17 protein-coding genes and 1 tRNA gene are annotated in these 13,752 nt (G+C 31.4%); 12 read left to right on the forward strand and 6 right to left on the reverse strand.

All coding sequences use genetic code 11. The features are described 5' to 3' along the window. Nucleotides 1–7: 7 nt before the first annotated feature. On the forward strand, nt 8–865 hold the full coding sequence (gene rsmI / locus BMX03_RS07060; RefSeq protein WP_091694593.1) for a 16S rRNA (cytidine(1402)-2'-O)-methyltransferase: 858 nt from the start codon (nt 8–10) through the stop codon (nt 863–865). Nucleotides 866–941: 76 nt separating this feature from the next. Here rsmI and BMX03_RS07065 read toward each other — a convergent pair whose 3' ends face one another. Further along, a complete protein-coding gene (locus BMX03_RS07065; RefSeq protein ID WP_091694596.1) occupies nt 942–1,955 on the reverse strand; it encodes a hypothetical protein in 1,014 nt (337 codons plus the stop codon). Between the two features lie 130 nt (nt 1,956–2,085). Between BMX03_RS07065 and metG the strand changes: the two genes are divergently transcribed. From metG to BMX03_RS07095, 6 genes are all read left to right on the forward strand, one after another. Next, on the forward strand, nt 2,086–4,035 hold the full coding sequence (gene metG, locus BMX03_RS07070) for a methionine--tRNA ligase (protein ID WP_091694598.1): 1,950 nt from the start codon (nt 2,086–2,088) through the stop codon (nt 4,033–4,035). Next, nucleotides 4,035–4,799, forward strand: coding sequence for a TatD family hydrolase (locus tag BMX03_RS07075; RefSeq protein ID WP_018999619.1), 765 nt, complete (start codon nt 4,035–4,037; stop codon nt 4,797–4,799). The genes metG and BMX03_RS07075 overlap by 1 nt, the downstream gene beginning before the upstream one ends. 397 nt (nt 4,800–5,196) lie before the next feature. After that, nucleotides 5,197–6,180: a 3D domain-containing protein gene (locus tag BMX03_RS07080; RefSeq protein ID WP_018999618.1), complete on the forward strand. Its 984-nt coding sequence runs from the start codon at nt 5,197–5,199 to the stop codon at nt 6,178–6,180. Nucleotides 6,181–6,384: 204 nt separating this feature from the next. Beyond that, entirely contained in the window at nt 6,385–6,951 is a 567-nt protein-coding gene (rnmV, locus tag BMX03_RS07085) for a ribonuclease M5 (RefSeq protein ID WP_015562831.1), read from the forward strand. Between the two features lie 22 nt (nt 6,952–6,973). Continuing rightward, nucleotides 6,974–7,837, forward strand: coding sequence for a 16S rRNA (adenine(1518)-N(6)/adenine(1519)-N(6))-dimethyltransferase RsmA (gene rsmA, locus BMX03_RS07090; protein ID WP_015562830.1), 864 nt, complete (start codon nt 6,974–6,976; stop codon nt 7,835–7,837). A gap of 3 nt (nt 7,838–7,840) precedes the next feature. After that, on the forward strand, nt 7,841–8,596 hold the full coding sequence (locus BMX03_RS07095; RefSeq protein ID WP_091694601.1) for an exodeoxyribonuclease III: 756 nt from the start codon (nt 7,841–7,843) through the stop codon (nt 8,594–8,596). Nucleotides 8,597–8,643: 47 nt separating this feature from the next. Here BMX03_RS07095 and BMX03_RS07100 read toward each other — a convergent pair whose 3' ends face one another. Continuing rightward, nucleotides 8,644–9,171: a hypothetical protein gene (locus tag BMX03_RS07100; protein ID WP_091694604.1), complete on the reverse strand. Its 528-nt coding sequence runs from the start codon at nt 9,169–9,171 to the stop codon at nt 8,644–8,646. 129 nt (nt 9,172–9,300) lie between these two features. Between BMX03_RS07100 and BMX03_RS07105 the strand changes: the two genes are divergently transcribed. The 3 genes from BMX03_RS07105 to BMX03_RS11400 all read left to right on the forward strand — a co-directional run bounded on the left by BMX03_RS07105 (nt 9,301) and on the right by BMX03_RS11400 (nt 11,088). Continuing rightward, nucleotides 9,301–9,387, forward strand: a tRNA-Leu gene (locus BMX03_RS07105). A 593-nt stretch (nt 9,388–9,980) separates the two neighbouring features. Continuing rightward, a complete protein-coding gene (locus BMX03_RS07110; RefSeq protein ID WP_255361439.1) occupies nt 9,981–10,874 on the forward strand; it encodes an RNA-guided endonuclease InsQ/TnpB family protein in 894 nt (297 codons plus the stop codon). After that, nucleotides 10,804–11,088 (forward strand): transposase, encoded by a 285-nt coding sequence (locus BMX03_RS11400; RefSeq protein ID WP_255361440.1) that lies wholly within the window; start codon nt 10,804–10,806, stop codon nt 11,086–11,088. Before BMX03_RS07110 ends, BMX03_RS11400 begins: the two co-directional genes overlap by 71 nt. 100 nt (nt 11,089–11,188) lie before the next feature. On the opposite strand, the gene BMX03_RS11405 is transcribed toward BMX03_RS11400, so the two are convergent. Genes BMX03_RS11405 through BMX03_RS11410 form a run of 3 tightly spaced genes read right to left on the reverse strand, consistent with a single transcriptional unit; the run spans nt 11,189 to nt 12,194 of the window. Beyond that, nucleotides 11,189–11,311, reverse strand: coding sequence for a hypothetical protein (locus tag BMX03_RS11405; protein WP_008538711.1), 123 nt, complete (start codon nt 11,309–11,311; stop codon nt 11,189–11,191). Between the two features lie 25 nt (nt 11,312–11,336). Beyond that, the gene (locus tag BMX03_RS07115; RefSeq protein WP_255361441.1) at nt 11,337–11,924 is read right to left on the reverse strand and encodes a hypothetical protein; all 588 of its coding nucleotides are present in this window, start codon (nt 11,922–11,924) and stop codon (nt 11,337–11,339) included. Between the two features lie 6 nt (nt 11,925–11,930). Further along, nucleotides 11,931–12,194, reverse strand: coding sequence for a zinc-ribbon domain-containing protein (locus BMX03_RS11410; protein ID WP_022228174.1), 264 nt, complete (start codon nt 12,192–12,194; stop codon nt 11,931–11,933). 315 nt (nt 12,195–12,509) lie between these two features. Here BMX03_RS11410 and BMX03_RS07120 point away from each other — a divergent pair, with 315 nt between their 5' ends. Further along, nucleotides 12,510–13,001 carry a YajQ family cyclic di-GMP-binding protein gene (locus tag BMX03_RS07120; protein WP_008538709.1) on the forward strand — a complete coding sequence of 164 codons (492 nt, stop codon included), beginning with the start codon at nt 12,510–12,512 and terminating at the stop codon, nt 12,999–13,001. Nucleotides 13,002–13,125: 124 nt separating this feature from the next. After that, entirely contained in the window at nt 13,126–13,512 is a 387-nt protein-coding gene (locus BMX03_RS07125; RefSeq protein ID WP_225091963.1) for a hypothetical protein, read from the forward strand. A gap of 48 nt (nt 13,513–13,560) precedes the next feature. On the opposite strand, the gene BMX03_RS07130 is transcribed toward BMX03_RS07125, so the two are convergent. Next, nucleotides 13,561–13,752: zinc ribbon domain-containing protein (locus tag BMX03_RS07130; protein WP_143052076.1), on the reverse strand; the 192-nt coding region annotated here is incomplete at its 5' end.

A 13,752-nucleotide genomic window follows, 5' to 3' on the forward strand; every position in this document is an offset into this window, starting at 1 on the left:
AATATATATGGTAGAAAATAAAAATGGCTGTTTATATTTAGTAGCTACTCCTATTGGAAATTTAGAAGATATGACTTATCGTGGAGTTAGAATTTTAAATGAAGTAGATTTAATTGCTGCTGAAGATACAAGAAATACACGAAAATTATTATCACATTATGATATTCATACGGCACTTACAAGCTATCATGAACATAATAAATTTGAAAAAGGACCACAGCTTATAACAAAACTTCAAGAAGGATTAAATATCGCTGTAGTAAGTGATGCAGGTCTTCCTGGAATTGCTGACCCTGGTACGCATTTAGCACAACTAGCGATACAGGAAGGTATAAAAGTAACGCCTATTCCTGGAGCAAATGCAGCACTATCGGCACTTATTTGTTCTGGTATAGATACAAGAAAATTCACTTTTATAGGATTTTTGCCCAAGACAAGTAAAAAACGCAAAGAATTATTAGAGTCTATAAAACTTAGAGAAGAAACATTGATTTTTTATGAAACACCATATCATCTAAAAGATATGTTGAAAGAATTAATGAATGTTTTAGGCAAAGATAGACAGGCTTCAACTTGTAGAGAGCTTACAAAAAAATTTGAAGAATTTAATCGTGGCACTTTAGAAGAATTGGTAAATTTCTTCCATGAAAATGAACCTCGTGGTGAATTTGTAGTTATTGTATCTGGAATTACTGAAGAAATGTTAAATGAACAAGAAGATGCAAAAGAAGATATCTCTCCTGTGAAATATGTGCAGGACTTAATGGAAAAAGGCATAAACAAAAAAGAAGCTATGCGTATGGCTGCAAAAGCTTTAAATATGAGTAGACGAGATATTTATCAAGCATTGTTAAAAGATGATTGATATTTTATGTATTTGATATAAAATAAAAACTCTGCTATATCTAAATTGATATTTTGGATATAACAGAGTTTTTTTATTAAAGCTTAGATAATAGAGTTGTTTGTGTTGGTTGAGGTAAATCTGTTTCAGGAAGTGGAAGCGCAGAAGTTTTTACTTCTTGAGGAATTTCATCGATTGTAGTGTTGTTTAGATGAGAAATTCTAATATTTAAATTGAATTTGCTGAGATTTAGATAATTTTTAAATGTATTGCGCAATACATAACCATTCACATCAGAAAATTCTTCATCAGGAATACTATCTAAAACTTCATTACCAAATTCTTGAATATTATTGGAGAAATCTGTTTTTAAATTAGTTATGGATTGAGATTTTTTATCAATGGTCAATTCATAAGAAATCTTTCTAGGTTTAGCAAGACTTTCTACTAATTGAGGATTTTTTGCTAGTAGATTATCTAGTTTTTCTAAATTTTGCTTTTGTTTATCATCTTTAGCATAAAGCGTTTTTAATTCTGCTTTCATACCTTCATCTAAAATTGGTCTAGTATAAGTTACATAGATTTTAGCAGTATTTTTATTCACATCATACATAAATATATTAGTAATATTTTGAGTGAATTTATCTAAATTAAATTGTTTTTTTTGGGAGAATAATTCATTGGCATTATCAGCAAGTGTTGTACTAGATATATACCATTGGTCAGGATTTATATCATTGATGAGAGGAGTTGTTTTCATCTTTAAATATTGATTTAGATTATTATCAGTAATCTCAGTATAAAATTGAGTTGTAGCTTCAAATTTAATAGTATCTATCCAGCTATTAAAAGAAATATTCATATTACCAGATGTATTCATCAATTCAGAGTATTTACCATCGACAATGATATCACCATCAGCAAGTGGACTTGTCATAGATAAATTGATTTTATAAGTCAAATTTTTAGCATTAGCAGTATTTTCTACAGCTTGTTTGAGGTAATCAATGGCTTCATCTTGTGCTTTATTAGCAAAAACTGTGCTACTAAAACAAAATACAAATAAAGATAATAGTAAAATTAATAAATGCTTCGATTTCATAGTATTCATAGTATCGCCACCTTTATACTTTTTCTTTAATTATACCATAGATTATTAGTAGGTTAATATTTTTATTATGGATTTTTTTGTATTTGTTGTATAATAAATTAGATACAAATTTTTAAAGGAGGAATTATTGTTGGCTAAACAATCTTTTTATATAACTACGCCAATTTATTATCCTAGTGCAAAACTTCATATCGGTCATGCTTATTGTACAACAATTGCAGATAGTATTGCTCGTTATAAACGTTTATCCGATTTTGATGTATTTTTCTTAACTGGTTCTGATGAACACGGTCAAAAAATTGAACAGAAAGCCGAAGAACAAGGTGTTACACCTATTGAATATGTAGATAAAATAGTTGCAGGCTTCCAAAATTTATGGAAAAGATTAAATATCTCCAATGACGATTTCATTCGTACTACACAAAAACGTCATGAAAAAGTAGTACAAGAAGTTTTCAAACGCATTTATGAAAAAGGCGATATTTATAAAGGTGCATATAAAGGCCTATATTGCACACCTTGCGAAAGCTTCTGGCTCGAACGTCAATTAGTTGATGGTAAATGCCCAGATTGCCATCGTGAAGTAAAAGAAGTAGCAGAAGAAGCATATTTCTTCAAGATTTCTAAATATGCTGATCGCTTACTTGAATATATTGAAGCAAATCCAGATTTCATTCAGCCAGTATCTCGCAGAAATGAAATGATTAACTTCATTAAACAAGGCTTAGAAGATTTATGTATTTCTCGTACATCTTTTGACTGGGGTATTCCTGTACCAATTGATGAAAAACATGTAATTTATGTATGGTTTGATGCACTTACAAACTATTTAACACCAATTGGATATTTAGATGACCCAGAAAAATTCAACAAATTCTGGCCAGCAGACCTTCACCTCGTAGGTAAAGAAATTGTTCGCTTCCATACAATTATTTGGCCAATAATCTTAATGGCACTTGATTTACCACTTCCTAAAAAAGTATATGGTCATGGTTGGCTTGTAGTTGATGGCGATAAAATGAGTAAATCTAAAGGAAATGTAATCGATCCAATTGGCTTAATTGATGAATTTGGCGCAGATGCTATCCGTTATTTCTTACTTCGTGAAATCAATTTAGGTCAAGACGGTAACTTCTCTCGTGATGCTTTGATTTCTCGCATTAACTCTGACCTTGCAAATGACCTTGGAAACTTATTACATCGTACACTTAGTATGATTAATAAATATAATAAAGGAATTATCGAACAGCCTGGCGATATTCGTGAAGTAGACCAAGCATTAATCAATGATGCTACAAAAACTATTGCTGAATATAAAAACTACATGGATAATATGAAACTCAGCGATAGCATCAAACTTGTATGGTCATTTATCAGCCGTACAAATAAATATATTGATGAAACTACTCCATGGGTTTTAGGTAAAGATGAAGCTAGAAAAGCTGAATTAAATCGTGTACTTTATGATTTAGTAGAAAGCTTACGTGCAATCAGTGTAATGATTGAGCCATTCATTCCTACTACAGCTCGCCGTATTTGGGCTCAATTGAATTTACCACAAAACTTTGATGAAATTCGCATCAGCGATATCGAAGGTTGGGGCAAAACTCCTGTAGGTATTCAAATCAATAAACCAGAACAGCTCTTTCCTCGTATTGAAATCGAAGAAGAAAAACCAGAAGCTAAAAAAGAAGTAAAAGAAAATAAAAAAGCTAAAAAAGAAGAACCAAAAGCTCCAGAAAAAGCCAAAGAAAATGAAGATGGCATGATTGGCATAGAAGATTTTAGTAAAATTGATTTACGTGTAGTAGAAATCTTAGCTGCTGAACCTGTGCCAAAAACAGATAAACTCATGAAAATACAAGTTTCTTTAGGCGATGAAGAAAGAACAGTAGTATCTGGTATTGCTAAATTCTATAAACCAGAAGATTTAATTGGCAAACATGTAGTTTTAGTTGCTAATTTAAAACCTGCAAAACTTCGTGGTGTAATGAGCCATGGTATGCTTTTAGCTGCTTCTAAAGGCGATGAACTTCAAATAGTAGAAACTACAATGCCTGTAGGTAGTAAGGTGAAATAATGTTAGTAGATACACATGCACATCTTGATGATTTAAAATACGAAGAAGATAGACAAGAAGTAATAGCTAGAGCAAAAGCTGAAGGTACAACAAGAATTATCACTATGGGTGATACTATGGAGTCTTCATTTAATGCTATTAAAATTGCAGATAATTTTGATGGTGTTTTTGCAGGAGCTGGAGTACATCCACAAGAAGCTTTGAGCATACAAAGCAATAAAGATTATGATACTTTAGCAGAACTTATGACTTTACCAAAGGTAAAAGTTTTAGGTGAAATTGGCTTAGATTATTATTATGAAAATGCTCCTCGTGAAGTTCAGCGTGAAGTATTTATTCGTCAATTAGATGTAGCAAGACAAATGCATATGCCAGTTAGCATACATGACCGTGATGCTCATGGTGATACTATGGCAATCTTGAAAAAAGAAGGAAAAGGGCTGACAGGCTCAATACATTGTTTTTCTGGTAGCTATGAAATGGCAAAAGAATTATTAAAAATGGGTTGGTTCTTAGGTGTTGATGGACCACTTACTTTTAAAAATTCAGCAAAATTGCCAGAAATAGTGGCAAAAATTCCTTTGGAAAGATTGCTTTTAGAAACAGATTGTCCATATTTGGCACCTGTTCCTAAACGTGGCAGACGTAATGAACCAGCATATGTAAAATATATAGCAGAAAAAGTAGCAGAGATTAGAAATATTTCTTTAGAAGAAGTAGCAAATCAAACAACAAAAAATGCTATAGAAGTATTTAATTTATAAAATAAAAGCTTTTCTTTAAGTGGAAGTAAAATTCCTTTAAAGAAAAGCTTTTTTATCTTGTTTTTATATAAATAATATTAATTTTTATAGAATGGAATTATATGTGTAATTAATAATTATACAAAAAACACGATAAATGATATATATGTGAAATAGATTAATTATAAGTAAAATTTCTGTATTTATTTTTATGAATCCTTTGCATTTAAATGCCTTATTTATTTACATGAAATACATCATATTTTAGGTGTAAACACATAGAAAAATCCTTTATTTATAAGGTTTTTTACTAGATTACAATTTACAATTTTACAAGTACAAATGTTACATATTTATGAAGAAATTTGACACAAGTGTAAATACTTGGTATAATATCTTTTCGTAAAGGAGGAATTCAATGGATTTTAAAAACCTATTAAGCCACAATTTAACAAAATGTAAACTAACTGCAGTAGTGGTTTTATGTTTTGCAATGGCTACATTAACTGGATTTGTAACAGCAAATAAAAATGTCACAATTGTAGCAGATGGTAATAAAATGGTAGTCAATACGGTCTATGATAATCCAAAGAATATATTGAAGCAAGCTGGTATAAAGTTAGATAATGGAGATGATTATACAGTATCTACAGGTAATATAACTGATAATGCTGTAATTACAATCAATCGTGCAATGCCAGTAACTGTAGAAATTGATGGAGATACAAAAGTAGTAAAAACCACAAAGAAAACTGTGGGAGAATTGATATCTTCAATGAATTTAGATGAAGATAAGTATTTTGTTGAGGGCGGTAAAGATACTCAACTACATACTGATGCAAAAGTAAAAGTTTTAAATGTTTCTAGTAAATTAGTATTAAGAGATGAAGTACAAAATTATCAGGTGATAAAAGAGCCAGATAGCTCTATGATCCGTGGTAATGAAGAAGTAATTCAAGCTGGAAGAAATGGTTTAAATAGATTATTAGTTAGAGAAAAATATCATAAAGGTATTAAAGTGGGAGAAGAAGTAGTACAAACTTCTCAATTAGTTCGTCCTGTAAATCAGGTTGTTCGTGAAGGCACAGCAGAACCGATGAATACTATTGGTTTGAGATCATATTCTCAAGTATTGTATATGGAAGCTAGTGCATATTTACCTTATGATGGTGGCGGTGCTGGATATACGGCGCTTGGTATTCCTGCTCGTTATGGTGTAGTAGCTGTAGACCCAGATATTATTCCACTTGGAACACGTGTATATATTCCAGGTTATGGTGAAGCTATTGCAGCAGATACTGGCGGTGCGATTAATGGCTATATGATTGATTTATGTATGGAAGATTATACTCAAGCTATAGCTTTTGGTCGTCGTGGTGTAGAAGTTTATATTTTAGATTGATATTTGTATAAATTGATTTAAAATAGTAGGATAGATAGAAAATTATATATAAAGATGAAAAAGAGTCTGTAAGTTTACAGGCTCTTTTTGTCTAGAGTATATGGCTTTTTACTTGCGTTTTTTGATATATTTTTGTTATACTAAAAAAATATGAGTTTATTTGTAATATTTTAGTTTAGTTGAAAATAAGTGAGAAGGTTTTTAATGATAAAAGAAGTTTTAGTTGTAGAAGGAAAAATGGATGTTGTAGCCATTAATAAAGCAGTTGAAGCCGATTGTATTATCACAGAAGGTTTTAATTTATTGCCTAAGACTATAAAAAATATTAGAGCTGCTTATGAAAAACGTGGCATTATTATTTTAACTGATCCAGATTCAGCTGGAGAGCGAATTCGCACATATTTAACAAGAAGATTTCCTAATGCAAAGCATGCTTTTGTACCTTGTGAAGAAGCTACTGCAAATGATGATATAGGTATAGAGCAAGCAAGTCCTGAAGCTATTCGCAAAGCATTAGCTAAGGTGCGTACAATGAATTGGAAACCTAGTGATGAATTTAGTGCTACTGATTTAATTTTAAATCGCTTAAATGGTTTTGCAAATTCTGGTATTCGCAGGGCAAAATTAGGTGCTATTTTAGGAATTGGTTTTGCCAATGCTAAAACTTTTTTACGTAGATTAAATAATTATGGAATTACTAGAGATGAATTTAATCAAGCTTTAGCAAAATTAAATTCAGAAAATGATACTAATGAAGTTGAAAATAAATAATAAATTGGAGGATTTTTAATTAATGAAGCAACCTACTATTGCTAATAAGAAGGTTACAAGATATATTTTACAGCGTTTTGGCATTCATATGAGCAAACGCTTAGGACAAAACTTTTTAATAGATGCTAATATTGTACAGGGCATTGTAGATGCAGCAAATGTGCAGGAAAATGATAGAGTATTAGAAATCGGCCCTGGTATCGGTACTTTGACTCAAGCTTTAGCTGAAACTGGAGCAGAGGTTACTTGTGTAGAATTAGATAAAAGATTGCCAGAAGTTTTAGCACATACTTTAGACGCTTATGACAATGTGCGTGTTATTCAAGGAGATATTTTAAAAGTAAATATTCCAGAAATCATGGGCGATAAACCATTTAAAGTAGTAGCTAATTTGCCATATTATATTACTACACCAATTATCATGGCTTTGCTCGAAAAACATTTGCCAATAACAGATATCGTAGTAATGGTACAAAAAGAAGTAGCAGAACGTATGGCAGCACAGCCAGGCGGTAAAACATATGGTGCTTTATCTGTAGCAGTGCAGTATTATACAGTGCCTGAAATCGCTTTATATGTACCACCACGTTCTTTTATGCCACCTCCAGAAGTGGACTCTGTAGTAGTGAACTGTAAAGTTAGACAGACTCCTGCCGTAGAGCTTATTGATGAAAAGATGTTCTTTAGAGTGGTAAAAGCAGCTTTTGGTCAACGTCGTAAGACTTTAAATAATGCTTTAAAATCCATGGGTGTGGATAAAAATATCATTGCTGATGTATTAGATAAAGCTGGAATAGAAGCAACTCGTCGCGGAGAAACTTTGACTATGGAAGAGTTTGGAGCTATTGCTAATATTTTGGCACAAATGGCAAAACAGGAGGCATGATTTATGAAATTTGTTTCTTGGAATGTAAATGGTCTTCGTGCTTGTATGAATAAGGGTTTCATGGAGACTTTTCAAACTTTAGATGCAGATATTTTTTGTTTACAAGAAACAAAAATGCAACCTCATCAATTAGAATTAGATTTACCTGAATATAAGCAGTATTGGAATAGTGCAGAAAAAAAGGGTTATTCAGGTACAGCTATTTTTACTAAAGTAGAGCCATTAAATGTAAGTTATGGTTTAGGTATAGAAGAACATGACCATGAAGGTCGTATAATCACTTTAGAATTTGATAAATTCTTTATGGTTTGCGTATATACACCAAATTCTAAGCGAGAATTAGAGCGCTTGGATTACCGTATGCAGTGGGAAGATGCTTTTCGCAATTATTTAGTTGAATTAAATAAGCAAAAACCTGTCGTGATGTGTGGAGATTTAAATGTTGCTCATAAAGAGATTGATTTAAAAAATCCTAAGACAAATCGCCGTAGTGCAGGTTTTACTGATGAAGAACGCAGTAAAATGACTGAATTATTACAAGCAGGTTTTGTAGATACTTTCCGCTATCTTTATCCGGATAAAACAAGCATTTATTCATGGTGGTCATATATGCGAAAAGCTCGTGAAAATAATGCTGGGTGGAGAATTGACTATTTTATCGTATCTAAAGATATTGAAACAAATATAAAAGAGGCTGGCATTCACAATGAATTTTTTGGTAGTGACCATTGTCCAGTTAGTTTGGAATTAGATATTTAAATAAAATGGCAATAGACTTTATTTCATGATAAGCCTATTGCCATTTTTTATTCTTCAAAACTGTATTCAATTATGCTACCAGATGGACAAGAAACTTCTTTTCCTTTAAATAATAATCCTGAAAAAGGAACGATGATACTACTTGCTATATTGGCATAATTTTTGCCACCTTTTAATTTTAAATCGCAAGGAAATTCTAAAATACTGCCATCAGCTAAGGTGATATTATTTAATTTTATGCGGATAATAGCACTTTCCCCAAGCAATCTACTGCCATGGATTTTAGTAATCATACCTTGGAGTTTTGTATCTTTAGGCAAAATGATTTCGTTGTTAACAACTAAATCTTGGTGAAGACGGAAGTTGATTAAATCGTATTTATGATTAGTTTTACTGTCTAAATTATCTATATTTATTATTTGCATGGTAGTTTTTTCTGGTAAATGTAAATAAGTAGTAGTATTAGTTGTGGTATTTTGGGTATTTGTATTATTTTGAGCATACGTTATAGAAGGTAAGTAAATAATACAAGATAAAATAATTATTAAAGTAAGAAAAACAGATTTTGGTGACATAAAAAAATCCTTTCATATTAAGAAATATATTAACATTATAATAGATATATTTAATTAAGTTAAGATAATTATTTATATTGACAGTATAATCATAGAATGATATAATATTAATGTTGTTTAACACAATATGCCGAAGTGGCGGAATTGGCAGACGCACTTGACTCAAAATCAAGCGTAGTCCCCTACGTGCCGGTTCGAGTCCGGCCTTCGGCACCACTAGTAAATTCAAGGCTTTACGGAAAACCCGTAAAGCCTTTTTTGTTGTCTAAATTTGAGTATATAAACTTTTAAATAATTCTATTGAATAATAAGAGGTTATGACAGGAAAGATAAAGTCAATTATAAAAAAATTTATATATAGGTTATAATAAAATTTTTAAAGATTTAAAAGTAAAAATTGGTTTGATTTTTCTTTATAAGTAGAAATAAAGAAGCTATAACAAAAAGAGTTAAAACTCAAATTGTTATAGCTTTACGAAGATTTATTCTTTGATATTATGGTAATATACTACTTTTGATTTTTTATCAATATTCCTAGTTGGAATCAGGAAAAAGTATTTCAATAGCTATAATAAATAGTACAAATCCAACTATAAACATTATAAATCACCTCTTATAATAATCATTATTTATAATATAAGGCTAATTAAAATAATTTTACCAAATGTGCCGTAAAGCCCTGTGCTTTAGCACTGGGGATATAAGTCACGTCCGACGAATTTGCGTAAGCAATTGAAGTCGGACCATTTTATTTTGTATATTCATATGCTATCATATAACTACGAATAACAATAAAGGCGGTGAGATAAATGAAAACCTATTGCTTTAAGCTATATAACTCTAAACGAAATAAAAAACTTCATAGGCAGATTAATGCGGCAGGTCTCATTTATAATCACTGCATTGCAATTCACAAACGGTACTATCGTTTATTTAAAAAATCATTGCACAAATTTGTTCTGCAGAAACACTTAACTAAACTGAAAAAACGGGCAAAATTCAGCTATCTTAAAGAAATAGGTTCACAATCAGTACAAAATATAACTGAACGCATAGACCGTGCCTATAAGTTGTTTTTCAGAAATCAGAAGCATAATGTCCGTTCAGCTCCTCCGTCGTTTAAAAAGATACGTAAATATAAATCATATACTTTGAAAACGTCCGGTTGGAAATTATTGGGTGGAAATGTTATTAGAATTGCCAATCAGAAATATCGCTATTTTAAATCGCGGGATATTGACGGAAAAGTAAAGACCGTAACCATAAAGCGCGATGCTTTAGGCGATATTTATGTGTATTTTTCCTGTGAAACAAATGAAAATGAAGTCTTAACAAGAACAGGTGAAAGCGTCGGTTTTGACTTCGGGTTAAAGATATTTCTCACAGGTTCAGAACGGAAAAATATCATCTCTCCGCTGTTTTTCAAGCAGAATGCAAAATTAATTGTTAAAGCTAACCGCAATTTATCCCGTAAACAAAAAGCTTCTAACAATCGCCAAAAAGCAAGACTGAATTTGGCAAGACTGCATAAAAAAGTAACGAATATGCGCCGTGATTTTCATTGGAAAACGGCACAGTATCTCACTGGTAAATATGCCTTAAATCTCTATCGAAAATTTGAATTTAAAAGCCATGCAGAAACGTTTCGGCAGAAAGATATCCGATTTAGGTTTTGCCGATTTTGTAAACAAGTTGAAGTATGAAACACAAAAGGCAGGTTCCAACGTTGTTGAAGTAGGAAATTTCTTTCCGTCAAGTCAGCTATGCAGTAATTGTGGCTATCAAAACAAAGAACTCAAAGAATTGAGAATAAGAGAATGGACTTGTCCAAAATGCGGTAAACATCATGATAGGGATTTAAACGCCGCTATAAATATAAAGAAAGAAGGAGAAAGAATTTTTTTCTTCCGCAAGTAATAAATAAATATGGGCAGGGCGTTGTCCATTGTGGAGAGAACTCGTAAGACTGTCTTTTGATAGCAAGGTTCGTCAGTATCCCAGAATCCCCTAGCTTTAGCTATGGGGAGTACGTCAAGGATTGTACATATTTATCATCACCACAACCTGCAACTAATACACTCATTAAAGATAATATCATTACTAATATTATTAGTCTTGGGGATTTTAACTGTTTATTCATATTAAAACTCCTTTAAAATTTATAATTATTCGCCGAATAAATCATCAAAAAGACTGTCTACGCTATCGGAAATACTGGAATCTTCTTCACCACTATCTGAAGAAATATCAGTATCTGCTGAAGGTTCAATTTGTTCTGTTGCAGTAAGTTCTGAGTTATTATCAAGATTAGAAATATGGTTTGTACCATCATCACTTGTATTAACAGGAGTTATTTGTTCACTAGCTGTACTTAGTGGGTCAATGACATTGGTAACAAATTCTTCTGGTGTTTGGATATAGTCATTGGCAGAGTCTACTGTTTGATTGATTGTATCCGTAGGATCAATTGGTGCATTGAGGTCAGGAAGAGGACTTGTATCAGTATTATGTGTGGCAGCACTAGCTGTAGAAGCGGAATGAAGCATAGAACTAGCTACAGCATCAACAGCGGCAGTTGCTACATATTTACCTACATTTTTTAAAGTGCTATTGTCATTATTTTGATTGGTTTGATTATTTGAGTTAGAAGCAAATTGTTGATTGTCATGATTATTAGGATTTTGAGGGAAAAATGGTGCTTGAGGAGAAAAAATTATTAACAGATGGCGAAGGATTATTTTGTAGAGGCGCACTTTGTTTTAATATATCCATAGCCTGATACAAATAAGCCATAGCCATATAAAATTTAGCATTTTGATTGCCGAGTAAATATTAATTTGTTGAGTTTGCTGATTATGCATATAAGATGGCATAGTATTAGAATTTGAAGTATTATAATTGATATTTGTTGGAGCTATGTTTTGTTGTGGGGTAGGAATTTGTGAAAATTTAGCTCCGCAATTAGTGCAAAAAGCATTTTCATTAGGCATTTTAGCTCCACAATGAGTACAGAATTTATACATATAAAAAACTCCTTTTTATAAAATAGATTTAAATAATGGATAAATTTTTTATAAAAACACTTATTATAGAATTATTATGCTATTAAAAAGAGTAAATTCCCATGAACTAAATAGGTTGATTTTTTCATTGGTAGAGAAAATATATAAACGTATTTAATCGTGATATTTGCTAATCTATAATTGTAAATAATGATAATGAATTTATTAAAAGTAATAGCGAAAAAAGAAGGTTTTAAAGTTAGTCTTTAAAGCCTTTTTTTATATTTGGCGATATGATAAAATATAAGCACGAATTTTAAAAATGGAGTGATATAAATGGCAAAAGATAGTTCATTCGACATTGTATCTCAAGTTGATATGCAAGAAATGAGCAATGCTGTTAACCAAACAGAAAAAGAAATTTCTCAGCGTTATGATTTCCGTGGTAGTATTGCAAGCATTGAATTAGAAGATAAAGCAATTAAAATCGCAGCAGAAGATGATTATAAATTAAATGCTATCATTGATATTTTACGTGCACGTATGGCAAAAAGAGGATTATCTTTACGTTCTTTAGAACTTGGCAAAATCGAAGATGCAGCAAAAGGTTCTGTTCGTCAAATGCTCACTATTAAACAGGGTATTTCTAAAGAAAATGCAAAGAAAATTATCGCTGCGATAAAAGCTACAAAATTAAAAGTTAATACACAAATGCAAGGTGAACAAGTTCGTGTTTCTGGTGCGAAAAAAGATGATTTGCAAGCAGTTATACAGACTTTAAAAGCTGGCGATTTTGGTATTGATTTACAATTCATCAATATGAGATAAAAAATTAACCACCGTTTTATGCGGTGGTTTTTTATTTATTTCTAGCAGTGAAATTTTTCATCTTTAAGGATTATAGAGTTTTAATATTTTTAGTAGCATAATAGTTGATAAAGGAGGAATAAAAATGAACATATTGAAAAAATTTTGTTTAATAGGTTTATGTGCATTTTCGGTAATATTTTGTGAAGCAATAATACCTATGCAACCAGCTTATGCTTATCAAGAAAATATTTCTCGTGGGTATGAATTAATTGAAGAAACATGGCAAGGTAGAGATGGCAGTATAATGAGTATAACGGATAGAGATTTTGGCGAAGCTCCATATAGTGTAAGAAGTGTATCTAATGATGGTAATTATACAGTTGTTACTATTAGTGTAAATGGTGGACGTAGTATAAATACTTTAACTTTTGACAATAACAATCCTAATTATATGATGGTGATGTACTCCCACCACTTTCGCTATCGCTTAGAAGTGGGGGCTTCTTGTTCGATACAACTTTTGTTGTAAGCATAAGCAAGCTATCCCCGTGCATCCCACGGTTCTTTATTTTTTATTTTATCCTAAGACTATTCTCATGCCTTCATTTCTTATATTTATCGCTGCATTTATGTCTCTATCATGCACTACTTTACAATTTGGGCATTTCCATTGTCTTATAGACAAATCTTTTACTTCTTTATTTTTATATCCACAATTACTACAAATTTGCGAACTTGCAAAATATTTCCCTACTTTTACTAATTTCTT

It is taken from the genome of Megamonas sp. Calf98-2 (assembly GCF_900110235.1).
Lineage (GTDB): Bacteria > Bacillota > Negativicutes > Selenomonadales > Selenomonadaceae > Megamonas > Megamonas funiformis.

Bases quoted from the DNA above. Each gene is read 5' to 3' on its own strand.
- rsmI (WP_091694593.1), top strand. From the start codon at position 8: ATGGTAGAAAATAAAAATGGCTGTTTATATTTAGTAGCTACTCCTATT.
- BMX03_RS07065 (WP_091694596.1), bottom strand. From the start codon at position 1,955: ATGAATACTATGAAATCGAAGCATTTATTAATTTTACTATTATCTTTA.
- BMX03_RS07075 (WP_018999619.1), top strand. From the start codon at position 4,035: ATGTTAGTAGATACACATGCACATCTTGATGATTTAAAATACGAAGAA.
- BMX03_RS07080 (WP_018999618.1), top strand. From the start codon at position 5,197: ATGGATTTTAAAAACCTATTAAGCCACAATTTAACAAAATGTAAACTA.
- rnmV (WP_015562831.1), top strand. From the start codon at position 6,385: ATGATAAAAGAAGTTTTAGTTGTAGAAGGAAAAATGGATGTTGTAGCC.
- rsmA (WP_015562830.1), top strand. From the start codon at position 6,974: ATGAAGCAACCTACTATTGCTAATAAGAAGGTTACAAGATATATTTTA.
- BMX03_RS07095 (WP_091694601.1), top strand. From the start codon at position 7,841: ATGAAATTTGTTTCTTGGAATGTAAATGGTCTTCGTGCTTGTATGAAT.
- BMX03_RS07100 (WP_091694604.1), bottom strand. From the start codon at position 9,171: ATGTCACCAAAATCTGTTTTTCTTACTTTAATAATTATTTTATCTTGT.
- BMX03_RS07110 (WP_255361439.1), top strand. From the start codon at position 9,981: ATGAAAACCTATTGCTTTAAGCTATATAACTCTAAACGAAATAAAAAA.
- BMX03_RS11400 (WP_255361440.1), top strand. From the start codon at position 10,804: ATGCAGAAACGTTTCGGCAGAAAGATATCCGATTTAGGTTTTGCCGAT.
- BMX03_RS11405 (WP_008538711.1), bottom strand. From the start codon at position 11,311: ATGAATAAACAGTTAAAATCCCCAAGACTAATAATATTAGTAATGATA.
- BMX03_RS11410 (WP_022228174.1), bottom strand. From the start codon at position 12,194: ATGTATAAATTCTGTACTCATTGTGGAGCTAAAATGCCTAATGAAAAT.
- BMX03_RS07120 (WP_008538709.1), top strand. From the start codon at position 12,510: ATGGCAAAAGATAGTTCATTCGACATTGTATCTCAAGTTGATATGCAA.
- BMX03_RS07125 (WP_225091963.1), top strand. From the start codon at position 13,126: ATGAACATATTGAAAAAATTTTGTTTAATAGGTTTATGTGCATTTTCG.